At 55.1% G+C, this 18,283-nt stretch carries 18 protein-coding genes; 4 read left to right on the forward strand and 14 right to left on the reverse strand.

The genetic code is table 11. The annotated features are described in order from the left end of the window. The first annotated feature begins 129 nt into the window (after positions 1 to 129). Genes J2I47_RS09540 through J2I47_RS09550 form a run of 3 tightly spaced genes read left to right on the forward strand, consistent with a single transcriptional unit; the run spans position 130 to position 1,702 of the window. Positions 130 to 750, forward strand: coding sequence for an ATP-binding protein (locus J2I47_RS09540; protein WP_207364347.1), 621 nt, complete (start codon positions 130 to 132; stop codon positions 748 to 750). A 55-nt stretch (positions 751 to 805) separates the two neighbouring features. After that, complete coding sequence (locus tag J2I47_RS09545; protein ID WP_207364348.1) at positions 806 to 1,231, forward strand: Xre family toxin-antitoxin system antitoxin; 426 nt, start codon at positions 806 to 808, stop codon at positions 1,229 to 1,231. A 3-nt stretch (positions 1,232 to 1,234) separates the two neighbouring features. After that, positions 1,235 to 1,702, forward strand: a complete 468-nt coding sequence (locus J2I47_RS09550) for an RES family NAD+ phosphorylase (protein WP_207364349.1) — start codon at positions 1,235 to 1,237, stop codon at positions 1,700 to 1,702. Between the two features lie 14 nt (positions 1,703 to 1,716). On the opposite strand, the gene J2I47_RS09555 is transcribed toward J2I47_RS09550, so the two are convergent. Beyond that, positions 1,717 to 2,331, reverse strand: coding sequence for a deoxynucleoside kinase (locus J2I47_RS09555; RefSeq protein WP_207364350.1), 615 nt, complete (start codon positions 2,329 to 2,331; stop codon positions 1,717 to 1,719). A 210-nt stretch (positions 2,332 to 2,541) separates the two neighbouring features. On the opposite strand from J2I47_RS09555, the gene J2I47_RS09560 reads away from it, so the two are divergent. Beyond that, positions 2,542 to 3,474 (forward strand): sugar phosphate isomerase/epimerase family protein, encoded by a 933-nt coding sequence (locus tag J2I47_RS09560; protein WP_207364351.1) that lies wholly within the window; start codon positions 2,542 to 2,544, stop codon positions 3,472 to 3,474. A 174-nt stretch (positions 3,475 to 3,648) separates the two neighbouring features. Here the strand turns inward: J2I47_RS09560 and J2I47_RS09565 are convergent, their stop codons facing one another. The 13 genes from J2I47_RS09565 to J2I47_RS09625 all read right to left on the reverse strand — a co-directional run bounded on the left by J2I47_RS09565 (position 3,649) and on the right by J2I47_RS09625 (position 18,163). Next, positions 3,649 to 6,912 (reverse strand): TonB-dependent receptor, encoded by a 3,264-nt coding sequence (locus J2I47_RS09565; RefSeq protein ID WP_207364352.1) that lies wholly within the window; start codon positions 6,910 to 6,912, stop codon positions 3,649 to 3,651. A gap of 9 nt (positions 6,913 to 6,921) precedes the next feature. Then, positions 6,922 to 7,188 carry a type II toxin-antitoxin system RelE family toxin gene (locus J2I47_RS09570; RefSeq protein WP_207364353.1) on the reverse strand — a complete coding sequence of 89 codons (267 nt, stop codon included), beginning with the start codon at positions 7,186 to 7,188 and terminating at the stop codon, positions 6,922 to 6,924. Next, entirely contained in the window at positions 7,185 to 7,385 is a 201-nt protein-coding gene (locus J2I47_RS09575; protein ID WP_207364354.1) for a hypothetical protein, read from the reverse strand. The genes J2I47_RS09570 and J2I47_RS09575 overlap by 4 nt, the downstream gene beginning before the upstream one ends. A gap of 59 nt (positions 7,386 to 7,444) precedes the next feature. Beyond that, a complete protein-coding gene (locus J2I47_RS09580; RefSeq protein ID WP_207364355.1) occupies positions 7,445 to 8,647 on the reverse strand; it encodes a vWA domain-containing protein in 1,203 nt (400 codons plus the stop codon). A 110-nt stretch (positions 8,648 to 8,757) separates the two neighbouring features. Next, positions 8,758 to 9,591 carry an AAA family ATPase gene (locus J2I47_RS09585; protein ID WP_207364356.1) on the reverse strand — a complete coding sequence of 278 codons (834 nt, stop codon included), beginning with the start codon at positions 9,589 to 9,591 and terminating at the stop codon, positions 8,758 to 8,760. Positions 9,592 to 9,708: 117 nt separating this feature from the next. Beyond that, on the reverse strand, positions 9,709 to 10,308 hold the full coding sequence (locus J2I47_RS09590) for a hypothetical protein (RefSeq protein WP_207364357.1): 600 nt from the start codon (positions 10,306 to 10,308) through the stop codon (positions 9,709 to 9,711). Positions 10,309 to 10,325: 17 nt separating this feature from the next. Beyond that, positions 10,326 to 11,507 carry a M28 family metallopeptidase gene (locus tag J2I47_RS09595; RefSeq protein WP_207364358.1) on the reverse strand — a complete coding sequence of 394 codons (1,182 nt, stop codon included), beginning with the start codon at positions 11,505 to 11,507 and terminating at the stop codon, positions 10,326 to 10,328. 71 nt (positions 11,508 to 11,578) lie between these two features. Beyond that, positions 11,579 to 13,768: a glutamine synthetase III family protein gene (locus J2I47_RS09600; protein WP_207364359.1), complete on the reverse strand. Its 2,190-nt coding sequence runs from the start codon at positions 13,766 to 13,768 to the stop codon at positions 11,579 to 11,581. A 39-nt stretch (positions 13,769 to 13,807) separates the two neighbouring features. Beyond that, positions 13,808 to 14,437, reverse strand: a complete 630-nt coding sequence (locus J2I47_RS09605) for a carbonic anhydrase (protein WP_207364360.1) — start codon at positions 14,435 to 14,437, stop codon at positions 13,808 to 13,810. Positions 14,438 to 14,570: 133 nt separating this feature from the next. Continuing rightward, entirely contained in the window at positions 14,571 to 15,056 is a 486-nt protein-coding gene (locus J2I47_RS09610; protein ID WP_207364361.1) for an Hsp20/alpha crystallin family protein, read from the reverse strand. Positions 15,057 to 15,103: 47 nt separating this feature from the next. Then, a complete protein-coding gene (locus tag J2I47_RS09615) occupies positions 15,104 to 15,649 on the reverse strand; it encodes a DUF1269 domain-containing protein (protein ID WP_207364362.1) in 546 nt (181 codons plus the stop codon). Positions 15,650 to 15,743: 94 nt separating this feature from the next. Next, positions 15,744 to 16,982 carry a cation:proton antiporter domain-containing protein gene (locus tag J2I47_RS09620; RefSeq protein ID WP_207364363.1) on the reverse strand — a complete coding sequence of 413 codons (1,239 nt, stop codon included), beginning with the start codon at positions 16,980 to 16,982 and terminating at the stop codon, positions 15,744 to 15,746. Positions 16,983 to 17,134: 152 nt separating this feature from the next. Then, positions 17,135 to 18,163 (reverse strand): glutamine synthetase beta-grasp domain-containing protein, encoded by a 1,029-nt coding sequence (locus J2I47_RS09625; protein ID WP_207364364.1) that lies wholly within the window; start codon positions 18,161 to 18,163, stop codon positions 17,135 to 17,137. Positions 18,164 to 18,283: the final 120 nt, after the last annotated feature.

The following is an 18,283-nucleotide window of genomic DNA, read 5'->3' on the forward strand; positions in this document are numbered from 1 at the left end:
GCCGAGCGTGCCGGAAAAGTATAGTGTGGTGCACGGGTGTAAAATTGGCATTGGCGGGCTGGTAAATGTGCGGGCTGTTTAGTAGCTTAGTTCAAGGCTAACGGATGAAACGAATGACAATACGACAGCATGAGTAACCGGTCTCTCAACAACCTGATTGAACAGGGCGAGGGCACCCAACTCGAATTTAAACGGACTCTATCGAGTGCTACCCGCATTGCCCGTACCCTGGCGGCGTTTGCCAACACCAGCGGCGGCACCCTGCTCGTTGGTGTGGCCGATGACAAAAAGATAGTAGGCATCGCGTCTGAACTGGCCGAAGTGCAAACGCTGGAACAGGCCACCGATGAACTCATTGAACCGGCCCTTACGGTGAGTTACGAGACCCGGCGACAGGATGGCAAGACTGTGCTGCTGGTGCGCGTAGCCGAGAGTGACGACAAGCCCCACAAAGTGTTTACCGAGCAGCGGGAATGGCAGATTTACGTCCGGCAGCGTGACAAATCGGTGCCCACCACGCGGTTTATGACTGATAGCCTGGCCATCGACAAGAAATTACTACAGACACCAATGGTTAAAAGTCTGCTGCTGTACCTCCAGAAGCACGATACCATCTCGGTTGAACGCCTCGCTAAACTGGTCAACATATCCGACCACCGCGCCAAAAAACTCCTTCACGACCTCACCGCGCAGGGCCTGCTTCTTTTCGTTGACCAACCCCGACCAGGGCGGTTTTCGTTGAAAACGTGATTAGGTGTTTAGCGAATGAACTTGTATAGTTACCTTAGTGGAAAAGTGCACTGCTATGGCCCTTGCTAATCCCGTTTCGTCCTACTATGCTCAGCCGCCTAGACCCTTTAGCGAGCAGGAAATCATCGCTCGCAGTCGGCAGGGGGTTCTTCGGGCCGAAGCGGATCGGGTAGCCAGTTTGGTTGGTTTAACCGATAAAGAAATGGCCACAGCCCTGGGTTTGTCGGCTTCCTATCTTCACCGGCTCAAAACCGACCAGCGCATCAGCCAGGATGCCTCCGAGCGGTTGCTGTTGTTAGAAAATCTGCTTCAACATGCCTTGGATACTTTTGAAGGAAAAGCATCTACGGTACTAGACTGGCTACGGGGCCCCCTGCGCGAACTGGATTATCAAACCCCCTGGCAAATCCTAGACACCGTCACGGGCTACCAACTAGTCGACCGGGTACTGGGGCGCATTGATCACGGTATTTTCGGGTAAGCCATGACCCTTGTTTACCGGGCGGTACGCCAGAAATACGCCACCCATCCACTAGATACGAAAGGCACCTGGCTCAACGGAGGGCGCTGGAACCCACCAGGGGTAGGCTTGCTCTACACGGCTGAGCATGCCGCCCTGGCGCTGGTGGAGATCCTTGTACACATGCCCCAGGTGCCCTATGCCGATTTGCCTTCGTTTCGGTTGTTCACCCTGGAAATACCCGATGCGGACGTACGTGTGTTACGAGCAGACCAGTTGCCCCTTTACTGGCAGGATGACAACTACAGCCGTAGCCAAACGATTTTGACAGACTGGCTGGCACAACCAGACGTGTTGGCTTTGGGAGTTCCCTCCTCGGTGATGCCCGACGGCATCAACTACCTGCTGCATGCTGATCATCCGGCTTACGAATTAATCCGGGTCGTAGAAGAGAAAGCCTTACTCATTGATCCTCGACTGTGGTCAAAATAAAGCAGACGGAATCCCTACGCTTTTGCCATTAACTGCCGGTCTACCTGTTCAATAACAGCTTGAAGGTCAGTCGGATTAGCAGCGTAATCGAGGCTATTGACATCAATCGTAAGCAGGTCGCCGCTGGTATAATTTTGGGCGAAATCTTCGTAGAGATCGTTGAGGCTCTGGAGATAATCAGGGCTGATAGACTGCTCGAAATCACGACCGCGTTTTTTGATTTGGCTTGTTAGCTTGGGCAGGTCGGCGCGGAGGTAAATCATCAGGTCGGGCGGGCGAACCAGGCTAAGCATGCTGTCGAACAGGCTGCGGTAGGTCTGGTAATCGCGCGGGCTCATGTTGCCCGTGTCGTAGAGATTTTTGGCAAAGATGTAGGCGTCTTCGTAGATGGTCCGGTCCTGAATCACGCTCCGCCCCGACTCGCGGATTTTGCGTACCTGCTCAAACCGGCTGTTGAGGAAATAAATCTGAAGATTGAACGACCACCGGGCCATGTCGCCGTAGAAATCGGCGAGGTACGGATTGCCCTCCACGGCTTCGTAGAGAACGTCCCAATGGTAATGGTTGGCTAAAAGTTGCGCCAGCGTGGTTTTGCCCGCGCCGATGTTTCCGGTAATCGCAATGTGCATGAAATAGGGAGTTTTGATTTACGATGGACGAATGACGATGTACGATTTATGGCTTACGCCAGAGTAGGTTGAGGCGTAAGCCATAAATCGTACATCGTCATTCGTCCATCGTAAATCAAAACTCCCTATTTCGGCCCGCTTTCACAAACGGCCGGGACATATTAGGGAAAAAATAGCCTCAGCTGGCTTTCTTCACCAAACTCCGTTCCTATGCCTACGTCACGCCGCCACTTTCTCACGTCCATTGCCGCCACCTCAGCAGTAGCCACCCTGACGCAGGCCGACCTTATTGCTAGTGATTCTGCAACACAACCCACTGCCAGTCAACCCATTTCGTGCAATTCATACACCTGGAATACGTTCTATGGCCGGGCGAAAAAGCAGTGGATGGCTGACCCCGACGCGTCGCTGAAAGAGTACGTGGCTTCGGGATTTACAGCCTACGAACCGGGTGTATCCAATCTGAAAGAAGTACAGGATCTGGGGCCATTGCTAAAGAAATATAACCTCGCTATGCCTTCGCTGTACGTGAACAGCACCCTGCATAACCGCGATAAAGCCGATGCTTCGGTGGCCCTTGCGCTGGCCATTGCCGATGCGGCCAAACCCCTGGGTACACGCATCATCGTGACCAACCCCGACCCCATCAAGTGGGGGTCGCCCGACAACAAATCGGATGCCGAGTTGGAAGAACAGGTGCGCAATCTGGACCGGCTGGGGGCCGAACTACGCAAGCGCGGCATGACCCTGGCCTACCATACCCACGCCCCCGAACACCGCGCCGCCGCCCGCGAATTTCACCACATGATGGTAGCCAGCAACCCCGACCACGTCAAGCTCTGCCTCGATGCGCACTGGGTGTACCGCGGTTCCGACAACTCGCAGGTGGCCCTCTTCGACGTGGTGAAACTCTACGGCTCACGCATCGCAGAAATGCACATCCGGCAGTCGCAAAACGGTATCTGGTCGGAGACGTTTACCCCTACCGGCGACATTGACTACCCGCGACTTTTTGCGCTCGTAAAAACCAAAGCGCAACCGCTGGTCGTGATGGAACAATGCCTGGAAACCGGTTCGCCCAATACCATGGACGTTGTGGCCGCTCACAAGCAGGATTTGGCCGTAGCGAAAACAGTGTTCTAAGAGGTGAGTAAATTGCGTGATGAGGTGGTTCCTTGCTTCGCGCTGTAAGCCCTTCGACAGGCTCAGGGTGACAGGAAAGTTAAGTAAGCTTCCTAAGTTGATTCAAGGTCGTTGTCACCCTGAGCTTGTCGAAGGGCCCGACTCGCGAAGCAGGGAATAACCTCATCCCGCAATTCACTTAGCGCTGACCACAACCGTCCGTACGCAGGAAATAGGCTGGCCGGTGTCGGTGATGCCCTGGATCGTGACGCGCAACACGCGCAACGTGGGCGGAACGGCGATTGGAATCGACAGTTTTCCCTGCTGGCTGGTAGTAGCCGATGGTACCCAGGCCAGCACATCGGGTTGACTACCCGGTACGTTATCGAGTTTTGGATACGAGACAACTGCCGGATAACCCAGTACCGCCTGACGGCTGATGCCCTTCGCCTTCACGGCGTCGCGGGTAGTTTTGGTGTAGAACGCGATGACACCCCGGCTGGCCTGCGTGCCGTACATGGCCGAAATAGCTCCCGTTTTCAATACCTCTACCCGCTCGATGTTGCCCGGCGAGAACATGAGCAACTGCGTACCGTCGGCGTCGTTGACCGGAAAACCGTCGATCAAAAACAGGGGATTCTGCATGGTCGAGTTCGCGCTGGGGATGGGCGGCGGAGGCGGGGCACCCCGGCTGGTAAGCGGGGCGATAGCGGCGTTCATCACCGACGTCACGTTGCCCGAAAACTTGACCGAATACGCCACGCGCCCCTTGTCTAAGACCGTCTCCACCCGCACATTGGGCACTTTAGCCTGGATCAGCGTATACAGGTTGTCGTAGACAGGTGTCTTATCATCCAGCACAATGGTCTGGTCTACCTGGTTGTGCAGGCTACGGAGTTTAATATCGTCGGGACGTTGGTCGAGGGGTTTGGGCGCACGTATCACCACCTCGCGCAGTTGCCGACCACCGTTGTTTCGGTACAAAGCCGGTTCGGCATCCTGCCGCTGCTTCGCCGCATCGATCAGGGACTTCCAGCGGTTTAACAGTTGGCTGGCACCTGCCCAACCCGGTACGGGTCCAAAACGCGTGGCGGCTGGGTTGAAACTCACACGTGCATCAATGGGTTTACCCCGGCTGTTCGTTACCCGAACCAGCACCTGCGCCGTGTCGGCCAGGGTAAGGTTGTCAATCTGAAACCGTCCTGCAAGGTCTGTTAACGCCGCCCGGACTACCATCTCCTGACCGTCGGCAGCCATCACCACAACGTTTACCGGCAGTTTTTCGGGGGTAGTAACCTGCCCGTGCAAGGTGATATTGGGCGTATTTTTTGCCGAAGACAGCGGGTCAGATGAACCACCCAACATACTCATGTACGTGGAAAAACTGGCTACCAGCGAATCTGCAGGCACTTTATCTGCGTCTGTCACAGATGCCGATACATGCGCGTTAACGGGCCTACCCGACCCATCGAGCAGCGTTAACGACAGGGGGCGTACAGCGGCAATGGCCGTTTCAGGCTTATCCAGATGCGCGCTGACAGACAGCGGTAATGCCCGGTCCGGCACCCGAATAGCGCGTGTGGCCCATACCCGACCGGTACTGTCCAGCAGAGACAACCTGGCTATACCCGACGGCCACGTCAGCGTAGACATACGCACCGTTGTGGCCGCCCCAGCAACGCCCACCCGGGCTGATTGAATCAACCTGCCCCGGCTGTCGACAAGCGCAAATACAGCCCTGTTTCGAGAGGATACCGGTGTGTCGAGGGTCAGTAGTGCCTGACTGCTATCGGCGGTGACCGTTGCCCGAAAAGGTGCATCTGGCGCATCATCAGAGAATCGCCCCACTGCTTTTGCCTGCCCATCTCTTGAATCAATCGATTCTCTATCAGGCGTTTGTATACTGTAATTTAATAGATTATTCACCAGCCAAACAGGACGTTCGAAGGCGGGATTTTTGCGTTGACGATCGGCTTCGGTATAGGCGCGCAGCCAATAGGTGCTTGTAGCGAGGGTATCTGACAATTGGAACACCCCTTCCGCCCGTCCGTCTGTCACCGGCAAAAACTGATGCTGCACCAGCACATTAGCCGATGACCACAGTTCGACGTTCAGTGCCGGACCCACCAGGGCTGTGTCGATCTGCTGCGTCTGCGGATTCAACAGGTAGGCACTTAGCCAAAGGCGGTCGCCGGTGAGGTACAGCGGTTTGTCGATGTGCAGGTATACGGCGGGAGCCTGACCAACAGGCTGCCGTTTCCATCGTTGCACCAGTGTATCGAGCGCGGAGTCTTTACCAAATAAATAACCGGTAAGGGTTTGAGCATCAATCGCTTTACGCTGAACAGAATCACGACGCATGGCTGGGGGCGGGGCGTCATGCTGCCAGTCGTCGGGGAGGGCGTTGCCCAACCGGTCGTTGCTGAGGTAACCCACGGCGTCGAAACCGAGGGGGGCCGTGATCTCGCCCGTCACGGTAAAGCCAAGCATGTTGCGGGGCAATACCAGTTGCGAATAGGCATAGGGAGCATCGCGGTAGGGAGAATCACGCGATGGATATTTAGTATAGAAAACGGTGAACGGGCTGGCACTCCGCAGCCACCGTTCATGGGGCAACGTGCCGGCCATCAGCATCTCGGCGGGATTAAATGGCTTCAGGTGCCGCCCAACTTCACTACCCAGCAGTGGCGGAGGCACCGTCATCAACGGCTTCGTAGGGTCGGTTTGGTACACCAGAAATCCTTCCTGCTCATAGGTGCCCATTGCCAGACTAGCCAGCAGATGCCGCAACGAGCCTTTATAGGCCTCCTGCCGGTTGCGCTGCCACTGTCTGGCCTGTTTGGGTGTGGCAGGCTCAAGCTCTTCAAACAACGTAGTACCCCCAAACGTAACGCGCTCCGGCTGACTGCGAAACCCTTGCAACGTATACCGCATTCTGTACCCAAGGGCCTGATTGTCAATAACAAGCGGAGCGCGCGCATCGGCCATCAGCACCCGACCGGATTCTGTAAAGCTGAGCACGTCGGGGTTAACCAGCACGCAGGAGCCGGCAAAGTTACCCGTACCGAACAACTCCCGCTCAAACTGCCGCACCTGCCGCAGCCAGGTTTTATCTTTCTGCGCCCGCACCACCACGTCGGTCAGCTGATTGGCCAGCGGCGAGAGGGCAATGGCAACCGGGCGGGGCCTGGCATCGGTGAGGCGCATGGGTTGCCGAACCGTAGTAAAACCCGTGTACGACACCACCAGTTCAATAGAGCCAAGGGGCACGTCGGGCAGCGAAAAATGCCCTTTTTCGTCCGTGGTAGTGCCGCGTGTGCTGCCATTGAGGTACACGCTGGCAAAGGGCAGCGGCTGCCCGTCGGCGGCGTTGGTAATCGCACCGGTAAGCGTAGCCCGTGGCGCAGTCTGAGCCAGGGCGAACAGGGGCAGCAGGCAGAGCAGGTATAGGTGTTTCATTATGAGGGATCATGGAAAGAACTTATACACTTCCCTACGATGTACCACGCGGACAAATTCAACAGCATTCCCAACAATGAACACGCCAATCCGATAGTCGCCAATTCGTATTCTATAGGCGGTCTTGAAGCCTTTTAGCTTTTTCAAATTAGGTATATCCGTCAATTTATCAGCTTGCTCAACCTGCTCAATAGCCTCAGCAATACTGTCCTTGACCAACTGCATTCTTATTTTCTCTATATCCTTCTCAAACTGGCTTAGAAACGTTGCTTTCATTGCCGCCCTAGTGCCTTGAAAATAGATTCACGGCTCACCTGTTGACTCCGGTCGGCTTCCCGAATCAGTATGCCCATACCAATGTCTTCCTTGTCATCATCGGCAATAACCGTAGCAGTAACATGCATACGTTCCAGCAAAGCCGACAATAGGCTGAATTCGGCCTCGTCTTTTGGTGTAATCAATAATGATTGCATACGTGATGTTGATTGGCAATATGAATTTACACGTTTCAGCTAAAACTTGCGACTTCAGTTTACACCTCAAACGTCACCTTCGGATTTTTCAACGATTTCATGGCCTGCGTCAGTCCGCCGAGGGTGAGGGGGAACATGCGGTGACCCGACCATTCGCGGAGCAGGTTGGTGCTGTGGGTATATTGCCAATACCCTGACGGCGACGGGTTTAGCCACACCATGTGCGGGTACTGCGTTTTGAACCGATCAAGCCAGACCTGCCCGGCTTCTTCGTTATAATGCTCCACACTGCCGCGTGGTTCGGTGATCTCGTAGGGCGACATGGCCGCGTCGCCCACAAAGATGACCTTATACTCTTTGTTGTATTTATGCAGCACTTCCCAGGTCGGCAGGCGGTCTTTCCGGCGGGTGTTGTCTTTCCAGAGCGTCTCGTAGACGCAGTTGTGGAAATACAAAAACTCCATATGCTTGAACTGGTACTTGGCTGCCGAAAACAGTTGGTTGCACAAATCAATGTGTTCATCCATCGACCCGCCCACGTCGAACAGCAGCAGGACCTTTACCCGGTTTTTGCGCGTAGCCTGCAATTTTACATCCAGAATACCGCCGTTGCGGCTTGTTTCGGCAATTGTCTCGTCAATGTCGAGTTCATCTTCTGCCCCCTCACGCGTGAGCAACCTTAACCGACGCAGGGCCATTTTCATGTTGCGGGTATTCAGTTCAACGCTGTCGTCGAGGTTTTTGTAGGCCCGCTGCTCCCACACTTTCGCTGCCTTCCGCTGCCCGGCCCCATTCTCCGACTGCCCCATCTTGAATCCTTCCGGTGCGTAGCCCCCCGTACCGAAGGGCGATGTACCACCCGTACCGATCCATTTATTGCCGCCTTCATGCCGTTCCTTTTGCTCGTCCATAAGCGAACGAAGTCGGTCATAGAGTTCGTCGAGCCCCCCAGCAGCTTCTAAAGCGGCTTTTTCGTCGTCAGACAGGTTTTGCTCCAGGGCGTTTCGCAGCCAGTCGGGCAGAATGGCGGGCAGGCTATCGGCTCCGGCGGGTACCTGACCGGCGACCCATTCACCAAACAGCTTGTCGAACACATCGAGGTGCTGTTCGTGCTTGATGAGAGCCGTTTTGCTCAGGAAATAAAAGTCGTCGATCGTCACGCCCCCTACCTCGCTCCGCGCCGCGTCGAGCAGGGTCAAATACTCCGGCAACGTAACCGGCAGCGCATTCCGACGAAGAAGGAGGAAGAAGGAGAGGAACATAAATGGTTCAAGGTTTAAAGTTCAAGGTCTAAAGTTGCTCCGCCTTAGTTGAACAACTTGCCTGAGCGGAGCAACTTTAGACCTTGAACTTTAAACCTTGGACGATCTTTTCACCTCCCCTTCGCCCTTAGAGCAGCCAGGAGTTCGGAGTCTTGTTCATTTTTGAGGAGGGCACCGAGGTAGGGCGGTACTTCACGCAGGACTTCGAGGTCGGTGAGGTCGTCGTGCGTGACGCCCGCGTGCATAAGCAGTTGAATCCAGTCGATGAGTTCGCTCGTAGATGGGCGCTTCTTGAGGGCCTTCACGTCGCGGATGCCGTAGAAGACAGACAGGGCCTTGGTCATCAGTTCGCCGGGCAAATTCGGAAAGTGCACATCGACGATGCGCTGCATGGTTTCGCGCTCCGGGAACCGGATATAGTGGAAAAAGCAGCGGCGCAAAAACGCGTCGGGCAGTTCTTTTTCGTTGTTCGACGTGATAATGACGATGGGCCGGTGTTTGGCCGAAATCGTGCGCCGCAGTTCATAGCAGTAAAACTCCATCCGGTCGATTTCCTGCAGTAAATCGTTCGGAAATTCGATGTCGGCCTTGTCGATTTCGTCAATCAACAGCACTGCCGATTCGTCCGTCTCGAAGGCTTCCCAGAGCTTACCTTTTTTAATGTACCGCTCCATATCGCCCACGCCCTCATTACCCAATTGCGAGTCGCGCAACCGCGACACGGCATCATATTCATACAGCCCCTGCTGCGCCGACGTGGTCGATTTAACATGCCAGGTGTAGAGCGGTTTGTTCAGCGCTTTGGCGACCTCAAACGCCAGCAGGGTCTTGCCCGTGCCCGGCTCACCCTTGATGAGCAATGGTTTTTGCAACTGAATGGCTGCATTGACGGCCACGCTCAGTTCGCGCGTAGCCACATAGGCATCGGTACCTTGAAAATGCATAAATGCGTTTGCTTTGAGAGAATTAATGTACAATGAATAAGGCACAATGTACAATGGGCTTACGCGTCTTACTCTCGCGTGAACCCATTGTACATTGTGCCTTATTCATTGTACATTTTAGTCCTCCTCCTCATCCTCGCTGATGAACGAGTACATGGTGGGGTCGAGCTTTAGGGTACCACTGTTAAACTGTTCGATGAACGTACTGATAACCTGATCGTTAATCTCGTCTACGTTCAGATACGCGTCGAGTTCGAGGCCAATTTCGTCGGGGTCAACGTCGTCGGAAACCGTTACCTCTTCGCGCACTTTCACCGATTCAGATTCCTCCGCTTCGGCGATGATGTCGGCCAGCGTTTCTTCTACTTCCTGCTCTTTGCTGGCGTCGAACTTGTAACCGGGCTGGCGTTCTTCGGGCAGTTTATAGCCGGGGAACATCTTTTTTACTTCCTCAACGGCCTGTTCGAATACCATGCTGCCGTGGTGCAGGCGCAGGGTGCAGATCATGGCGTCGTAGATCACCTCCTTTCCGGCGGCGTCTTTGCCCACAAACATCACCTGCGCAAACTGCCGTGGCTCGTTGTCGTCCAGATCATCGTTGACAAAATCGGGGTCTTCTTCGTCTGTGTACACAAACGTCTTGCCCTGTTCGTTGCACTCAGCACGCAGTTCGGCTATAACATCGGGGTCGTACCCCTGATTTGGAAATTCTTGCATAGTCCCAAAGTTACGCATTATAGCGGCGTGGCGCACCACTGCCGCACTACCGCCTCGGCCAGATCAACGGCATCGTACATGGGTATTTCGTCAACGGCGGGTAGCGTGTCGTCGGGGCGGTGAATGCGCGGCATGGTACCGTCGGGGGCTAAGGCGCAGAGCGCCAGCGTGGGTACGCCCGCCCGCACAAACCACACGCTATCAAAGTCGGCGGTGTGCCAGCGACCAATCTGCGCCCGGTCCCGGAAGGTTGGTTTCGCCACCAGATCGCGCGCAATTTGAGTAAGCGGATTGTCGTACCGGATCATTTCCACGGTGCCGGTGCGCTCGATCACGGTTAGTTTTCCGGCTCCCAGCGTATCGAAATTGATGACGGCAGTGGTGGCCACTTCTTTAGCCAAACGGCCTTTGTTGGCCTGCCAGTAGGCATAGGCACCCAGCATACCCACCTCTTCGGCAGAGGGCAACACCACTTCCACCAGCAGGCCGGGCGGAGCATTCTGGCGCAGTCGTTTGGCCGTTTCGATGGCTGCTACCACGCCCGTGGCATTGTCGCTGGCTCCGTTGGTGTATCCCTGCTGCCAGAAACCGACCGTGCCCAAAACCGCCTGGGCTATAAGGTACAGGGCCACCAGTCCCAGCAGCCAGAAACCCCAGGTAGGCAATCCTACAGCCGTGTGCACCAGCAGTAACATGACTGTGAGTGTCATGACCCCCAGCGACAGTTGCAGCGACTTCTGAAAGTCGCGTTGCTGCTTCGGATTGTACAACGCCGAAACCGGGGCCGTGTCATAGTGCGCCATCAGAATCAGCCGCCGCGTGGGGGCTATTCTGTCGGGCGTGGGCCACTGCCCCAGCACGTTGAGGGCCGTATGCTGCACCGGCCACGTCACCACCGACGCGTGCCGCCAGTTGAAATACAGCCACGCCTGGGTGAGGGCAATGCCGCAGATGGCAAGACCCACCTGTTGCAACAAAAAGCCATTCGAGATCACCAGCACAATACTCGCCAGCAACCCACCGATGATCCAGTAGACCACCGTAGCGTAAGTTTTGGGCGTCCTGAACGGCATCAGTTTGGTAGCCGCCCCCGCCTCGGCCAGCGCGTCGACCAGTAGCTGGGCCGCTTCGCGTTCATTGGGGGTGGCCGCCCCCCGGTGCGGCAGGCGAGTTAGGAGCTGGAGAAGTGGATTGGGCATGGGGATTGTCTGATGGCTAAGTGCAACCGGCGAACCGTTTGACCGTTAAACCATAGACATTAAACTTAACATTACTTGACAAACAACATCTCGCGGTATTTCACCAGCGGCCAGTCTTCATCGTCAATGAGCAGTTCGAGCTTATCTACTTCGTACCGGATCACATCGAAATAGTCTTTCACCTCCGTAGCGTAGAGGCGGGCCATTTCGGCTGAATTGCCAATGTTGTTGGCGCGTTTGCGGGCTTCCACCATCGCCTCCACGTTTTTCTTGATCGTCATAACCCGCCCCGACAGTTCGCGGATGATGCCTTTCACGGGCTGCGCTTCGTTCACCATATCCAGGTCTACCAACGACTTGGCCGTCTGCGACAGCTGATTCATGTACTTCAACGCCGTCGACACCACGTGGTTCGTGGCCAGGTCGCCCATCACGCGCGATTCGATCTGCACATTTTTGATGTACTTCTCCAGTTCAATTTCGTAGCGCGCCTCTACCTCGGCGTGATTCATGACGCCCATTTTCTCGAACAGGGCCAGCGATTCCGGTTTCAGGTACACAGCCAGCGCGTCGGGTGTAGATTTGATGTTCGACAGGCCCCGCCGTTCGGCTTCAGCTACCCACTCGTCGGCGTAGCCGTTGCCTTCAAACAAGATTCGTTTCGAGTCGCGATAGTACTGTTTCAGCACTTCCACCACGGCCAGTTCTTTCTTCTCGCCTGCGTCGAGCCGGGCGTCCATGTCCCGCCGGAACTGGATGAGTTGATTGGCCACGATGGTGTTGAGCACAATCATGGTAGAAGCCGAATTGGCCCCACCACCCACCGCCCGGAACTCGAACTTGTTGCCGGTAAACGCAAATGGCGAGGTGCGGTTGCGGTCGGTGTTGTCGCGCATAAGGGCCGGAATCCGGTTCAGGCCCAGCTTATAATACACGTTGTCGCCTTTGTTGAGCGAAATCTCGGATTTGTTTTCCAGGTCTTCCAGCGCCTTTGTGAGCGTCTCGCCCAGGAAGATCGACATGATGGCGGGGGGAGCCTCATTGGCACCCAGCCGGTACTCGTTCCCCGCCGAGGCGATGCTGGCCCGGAGCAGGTCGGCGTGGTCATGCACGGCCTTTACTACGTTGACTACAAAGGCAATAAACCGCAACGTTTCCTTAGGTTTACTACTGGGAGCCAGCAGGTTAACACCCGTGTCGGTGCCCAGTGCCCAGTTGTTGTGCTTGCCTGAGCCGTTGATACCCGCAAACGGTTTTTCGTGGAAAAGCACCTTCAGGCTGTGGCGTTCGGCTACTTTTTCCATCAAATCCATCAGCAGCGCATTATGGTCGATAGCCAGGTTGACCTCCTCAAACGTGGGGGCTACCTCAAACTGTCCGGGGGCTACTTCGTTGTGCCGTGTCCGCACCGGAATACCCAGTTTCAGGGCCTCAAATTCGAAATCGACCATAAAGGCGTTGACCCGTGGCGGAATGGTGCCGAAGTAGTGATCTTCCAGTTGCTGCCCACGGGCGGGGGCATGACCAAACACGGTCCGGCCCGCCATAACCAGGTCGGGACGAGCCACATACAGCGCTTTGTCGACCAGAAAATATTCCTGCTCGATACCCAGCGTGGGCACCACCTTGTCGATGTTACGGTCGAAGTACTGGCAGGCGGCGGTGGCCGCTTTATCGAGCGCGGCCAGGGCTTTCAGCAGGGGCGTTTTGTAGTCCAGTGCCTCGCCGGTATAGGAAATAAAGACCGAGGGAATACAAAGGGTTTTGCCACCCGCGCCGTTGTCCATCAAAAACGCGGGTGAGCTGGGGTCCCAGCCGGTATAGCCCCGCGCCTCGAACGTATTGCGCAACCCCCCGCTCGGAAACGACGACGCGTCGGGCTCCTGCTGCACCAGGGCCGACCCCTTGAATTTTTCAATGGCCTTGCCGTCGCCCGCAATGTCGAAAAACGAGTCGTGTTTTTCGGCGGTCGAACCGGTCAGGGGCTGAAACCAGTGTGTGTAGTGGGTGGCCCCCTTGCTCACCGCCCACGACCGCAACGCGTTGGCTACCTCATCGGCAATGTCGCGGTCGATGCGCCCGCCGGTGTCGATGGCATCTGAGATACGCCCGAATGCCTCTGGCGAGAGCAGTGTGCGCATGATGTCTTTGGTGAACGTGTAGACGCCAAAATAATCGGCGATGCGCTCGGCGGGTGACGGCACAGGCAGAGCCTGACGGCTCTGTGCAATCTGGAGGGCGTTGAAACGAAGGTGGGCCATAAGGGTGGTTCAGTATCCCCAAACATACAAAAACCAGCCTTAATCTAGTTTGTACACGGCCAGTTCGTCTTTGAACTTGTCCATGTCGATTTCCAGATCCTTGACCGTACCGGTGGCGATGTCGTAGACCCAGCCGTAGATGTGGGGGTAAAAACTATTGACGCGACGGTGCTGAATAAAACTGAATTTCATAATGTTGATGCACTGCTCCTGCACGTTCAGCTCAACCAGCCGCCGAAATTGAGCTTCCTTATCCGTAATGGCGTCGAGTTCAGTCCGGTACGTCCGGTACACATCGTCGATGTTGCGAATCCAGGTGTTGAGTGCCCCTAAGTCTTTGTTGTCCAGTGCCGCTTTCACGCCCCCGCAGCCGTAGTGCCCGCACACCACAATGTGCTTGACATTCAGGTGCTCAACGGCATACTGAACCACCGACAGCGCACTCAGGTCGTTGTTGGGAACCAGATTGGCAATGTTCCGGTGCACAAACACCTCTCCCGGCGACACGCCCATAAAATCTTCGGGCTGCACCCGGCTATCGGAACAGCCGATATATAGAAATTCAGGATGCTGCCCGTCGGCCATCCGCTTAAAATAGTCAGGGTCTTGCTGCAACTGTTTGGCAACCCACTGCTGATTGTGTTCAAACACGCGTTCGTATAGCGACATAACAACGATTGGTTTCAGGCACTAACCCACAACGTAGGCAAAGTGTTGAGGTAATCAACGTGTGCGTAGCCACAAAAAAATGGCCTGCCACTACTGGCAGGCCATTTTTTTGTGGCTACGCGTTCTGCGACGCTCATCCCCCAATCTCGATTTGGCGTGGGGGCTTCACTTTGGCTTCTTCGCGCTTCGGAATTTCTATTTTTAGCACCCCATCCTCATAACTGGCCTTAATCTGGTCGGCATCTACCGATGAAGGTAGCATGAACGTACGCTGGAATGAGGTGTAGCTAAACTCACGCCGCGCGTATTTCTCCTGATTTTGGCGGTTCTGCTGGCCCTGCTGACTTTCGCCATTGGTGCCGTTCGTTGGCTGCTGTTCCTGACGCTCTTCTTTATAGGCCGAGATGGTCAGGTTGTTGTGGTTGAGGTTGAGCTTGAAGTCTTCTTTCTTCAGGCCCGGTGCTGCCACTTCGATACGGAAGCCATCATTGTGTTCGACCACGTTCACGGCGGGCACATTTTGCATGGCCGTTTGGCTGAAGAAGTCGTTCATGTCACGACTAAAGATGTTTTCGATCAACGAAGGCAGCCCCCCGTTTGAGCGCATGAGCGTATTCATAGCGTTTTTACAGGTTTACGTTAGTTGAAAAAAGAAAAGTTGCTTAGTTAAGCCGTTGTGTTGGTTGTTGCGGCGGGCGCATCGGTGTGTACCGTTGCGTTTGGTGCACTCAGGATGCGGGCCAGCCGTTCCTCGGCGTCTTTTGAGAGCGACGTCTTAATAATTTGTCCCTGAACGCCCTTTAGTTCGTCGAGCACTTTGTCTTCTACCAGTTGGCGAAGAAGGATAAACAGGGCCGACGAGCCGGGCTTAAGCTCGTTGCCTACGCGCTCAATAAACGCATCGTCAATGCCATAGTCATTCAGCGACCCGGCTATGGCACCAAAGGCGGCGGTAGTGCCACCCGCCAGCAGCATACCCAATGGACCGCCCAGGATCAGGCCAATCAAAGACCCCCACAGTCCACCCCGAACGGCCCCTTCGGCCGTGAGGTTGACAGACTGCCGAATGTTCACTTTCCCGTCGTCGTTGCGCACAACGACCACGGCGTCTTCCAGATCGATCAGGTAGTCTTCCTGAAGACTTACCAGTTTGTTAAGCACGTTAGATGCTTCGGCTTTGTTGTTGAAGCTAACGGCGATTAGCTTGTTCATAACCCTCTACAGTATATGTGCGTTGTTTTTCGTACCCCATAACACCTGTATACTAAAATGGTTTTAAAAATTAATGAACGTAAAATACCGTTGGCTACTGGCTAATCTGGTGTTTGGCTGACTCGCTGTCAGCCGGAACAGGACGAAACAAAAACCGCCGGATTACTTCAATCCATAGGGTGGTAATGAGCATAGTCAGGGCCACTACCGAGAGCGTAAGCTGGTAGATGAACTCATTGATAAGGCCAAGTTGCCGGGCCGTCAGCCCCAGCACAATGCTGAATTCGCCCAACTGCGAAAGCAGCGCCCCTGCGTAAACGCTGTCGCGCCACGAGGAACCTGCCGCCCGGAACGCCAGTGTTCCCAGCAAACTGTTGATGATCAACACCAGCAAGACTAAAATACTGACCAACAACCAGTTGGCAAGAAAGAAGTCGATTTTGATCTGAAGGCCGACAGCAACAAAAAATAGGGCCAGAAAAAACACCCGAAATGGCAGCAGGCTATGTTCCAGCCACCGGGTTGCGCTGCTACGGTTCACCAGCACACCCGCCAAAAATGCCCCCAGCGCTGCTGACAGATGAAACGCCTGCGTGAGCCAGGCCATACCGAAGCAGATCACCAAGCCCACAAACACCTGCAAATCGTGGTCGTGCAGCAACGCATCGGCAAATGGTAGTTGGATAAGCCGGGAGCGCATGGCCATCTGTAGAAACAGCAGACTGAGCACCCCACCCACCACCATAAGGGTAAGCTCAACAGCATTAAATTGCCCCTTACCGAGAAAGTTGAGCGTCAGCAGCATCGGAATGGTAGCCATATCCTGAAGCAACAGCACACCGGTCGTCAGGGTACCTAAGGGCGTATTGGTTTCGTTATGTTGCGCCAGATAAGGATGGATAATGGCCGACGAGCTGAGGCTTAGCACAAACGCAACCAGCAACATAACGGGTACGCTCCAATCCATATAAGCCCCGACCATCCAGGCTGCTAGGCCGCTTAGCGCCACTTGAAACAGCATGCCCAGCAGCGGCTTTCGTACCTGCTTGGTCAAATCGGGCAACCGAATTTCGAGACCAATAAAAAACAGGAGCAGAATAATGCCCAGCTCGCCCAGTTGAATAATCAGCTCCGGGTTTGTCAGAACCCGTAACCCGTCGGGACCGAGCACCACGCCGCTCAAGATATAGGCGATGAAATAAGGCTGATTGAGCCTGCGCAGCAACAGTACCCAAATCAATATAACCAGGGACAGAATAACCAGCCCACTCAATACAGACGGTTCGGCCTGAATGGTGAGCGGGTGTGCTTGTGCCAACAGATACCGCATCATAGAGGCAAAGGGTTTCTTTTTCGGGCCTAACCTTACCCACTAGCCAAGTGTTGAGCCATCCTGAGCTAATGACCATTATAGTAAAGTGACAAGCATAAAAAACGGCCCGCCATTGCTGACGGGCCGTTTTTCAACAAGTATGTATCGATTGCTCAGGCAGGCACCTCAGCCATTTTCACTGTTTTGATGATCTCAGCAGCCACTTTATACGGATCAGCCGCCGAGTTGGGGCGACGGTCTTCCAGCCAGCCTTTCCAGCCGCGCTGCACCGTAGCGATGGGGATACGGATCGACGCGCCCCGGTCTGAAATACCGTATGAGAACTGATCAATCGACTGCGTCTCGTGCTTACCCGTGAGGCGGAGGTGGTTGTCGGCACCGTACACGTCGATATGCGCCTTGATGCGGTCGGCGGGGGCAAACGACTGACAAATGGCGTCGTACGTTTCTTTGTTACCTGCCGTGCGGAGCACCGAGTTCGAGAAGTTGGCGTGCATGCCGGAACCGTTCCAGTCGGCGTCAACACCCAGGGGCTTGCAGTGCCAGTTGATAGCCACGTCGTAGCTCTCGCCGATGCGCTCCAGCAGGTAGCGGGCCACCCAGATCTGATCACCAGCTTCGCGGGCACCTTTAGCAAAAATCTGGAATTCCCACTGACCGGGGGCTACTTCGGCGTTGATACCTTCCACGTTCAAACCAGCGTCGAGGCACACGTCGAGGTGTTCTTCGATGATGTTCCGGCCAAAGGCGTTGTTGGCACCCACTGAGCAATAGTAGGGTCCCTGTGGAGCAGGTTCGCCCTCTTCGGGGAAGCCCAGGGGCTTGTTGGTCTGAATGTCGTAGAGGAAATACTCCTGCTCGAAGCCAAACCAGAAATCGTTATCGTCGTCTTCAATGGTGGCCCGGCCATTGGTGGCGTGGGGCGTACCATCGGCGTTGAGCACTTCGCACATCACCAGATACGCGTTTTTCCGCTGTGGATCAGGGCAAATGTATACAGGCTTCAGCAGGCAGTCTGACGAACCGCCAGCAGCCTGCTCTGTCGACGAGCCATCGAATGACCACATCGGGCAGTCGTCGAGATTACCCGAGAAATCACCTTCAATTTTTGTTTTTGACCGGAGGCTTTGGGTGGGCTTGTAACCATCGAGCCAGATGTACTCCAATTTGGACTTTGCCATGATCTGTAGCGGGCGTTTAACGGACTATATACGTGGTTTGTGTATGTCGGCATCAAATATAGACCCCCTCCAGCAAAATAAAAATAGGCTATTCGGTACGTTGGCAGGATTTTATACAGG

The organism is Fibrella rubiginis, from assembly GCF_017353185.1.
GTDB lineage: Bacteria > Bacteroidota > Bacteroidia > Cytophagales > Spirosomataceae > Fibrella > Fibrella rubiginis.

Bases quoted from the DNA above. Each gene is read 5' to 3' on its own strand.
- J2I47_RS09540 (WP_207364347.1), top strand. From the start codon at position 130: ATGAGTAACCGGTCTCTCAACAACCTGATTGAACAGGGCGAGGGCACC.
- J2I47_RS09545 (WP_207364348.1), top strand. From the start codon at position 806: ATGGCCCTTGCTAATCCCGTTTCGTCCTACTATGCTCAGCCGCCTAGA.
- J2I47_RS09550 (WP_207364349.1), top strand. From the start codon at position 1,235: ATGACCCTTGTTTACCGGGCGGTACGCCAGAAATACGCCACCCATCCA.
- J2I47_RS09555 (WP_207364350.1), bottom strand. From the start codon at position 2,331: ATGCACATTGCGATTACCGGAAACATCGGCGCGGGCAAAACCACGCTG.
- J2I47_RS09560 (WP_207364351.1), top strand. From the start codon at position 2,542: ATGCCTACGTCACGCCGCCACTTTCTCACGTCCATTGCCGCCACCTCA.
- J2I47_RS09565 (WP_207364352.1), bottom strand. From the start codon at position 6,912: ATGAAACACCTATACCTGCTCTGCCTGCTGCCCCTGTTCGCCCTGGCT.
- J2I47_RS09570 (WP_207364353.1), bottom strand. From the start codon at position 7,188: ATGAAAGCAACGTTTCTAAGCCAGTTTGAGAAGGATATAGAGAAAATA.
- J2I47_RS09575 (WP_207364354.1), bottom strand. From the start codon at position 7,385: ATGCAATCATTATTGATTACACCAAAAGACGAGGCCGAATTCAGCCTA.
- J2I47_RS09580 (WP_207364355.1), bottom strand. From the start codon at position 8,647: ATGTTCCTCTCCTTCTTCCTCCTTCTTCGTCGGAATGCGCTGCCGGTT.
- J2I47_RS09585 (WP_207364356.1), bottom strand. From the start codon at position 9,591: ATGCATTTTCAAGGTACCGATGCCTATGTGGCTACGCGCGAACTGAGC.
- J2I47_RS09590 (WP_207364357.1), bottom strand. From the start codon at position 10,308: ATGCAAGAATTTCCAAATCAGGGGTACGACCCCGATGTTATAGCCGAA.
- J2I47_RS09595 (WP_207364358.1), bottom strand. From the start codon at position 11,507: ATGCCCAATCCACTTCTCCAGCTCCTAACTCGCCTGCCGCACCGGGGG.
- J2I47_RS09600 (WP_207364359.1), bottom strand. From the start codon at position 13,768: ATGGCCCACCTTCGTTTCAACGCCCTCCAGATTGCACAGAGCCGTCAG.
- J2I47_RS09605 (WP_207364360.1), bottom strand. From the start codon at position 14,437: ATGTCGCTATACGAACGCGTGTTTGAACACAATCAGCAGTGGGTTGCC.
- J2I47_RS09610 (WP_207364361.1), bottom strand. From the start codon at position 15,056: ATGAATACGCTCATGCGCTCAAACGGGGGGCTGCCTTCGTTGATCGAA.
- J2I47_RS09615 (WP_207364362.1), bottom strand. From the start codon at position 15,649: ATGAACAAGCTAATCGCCGTTAGCTTCAACAACAAAGCCGAAGCATCT.
- J2I47_RS09620 (WP_207364363.1), bottom strand. From the start codon at position 16,982: ATGATGCGGTATCTGTTGGCACAAGCACACCCGCTCACCATTCAGGCC.
- J2I47_RS09625 (WP_207364364.1), bottom strand. From the start codon at position 18,163: ATGGCAAAGTCCAAATTGGAGTACATCTGGCTCGATGGTTACAAGCCC.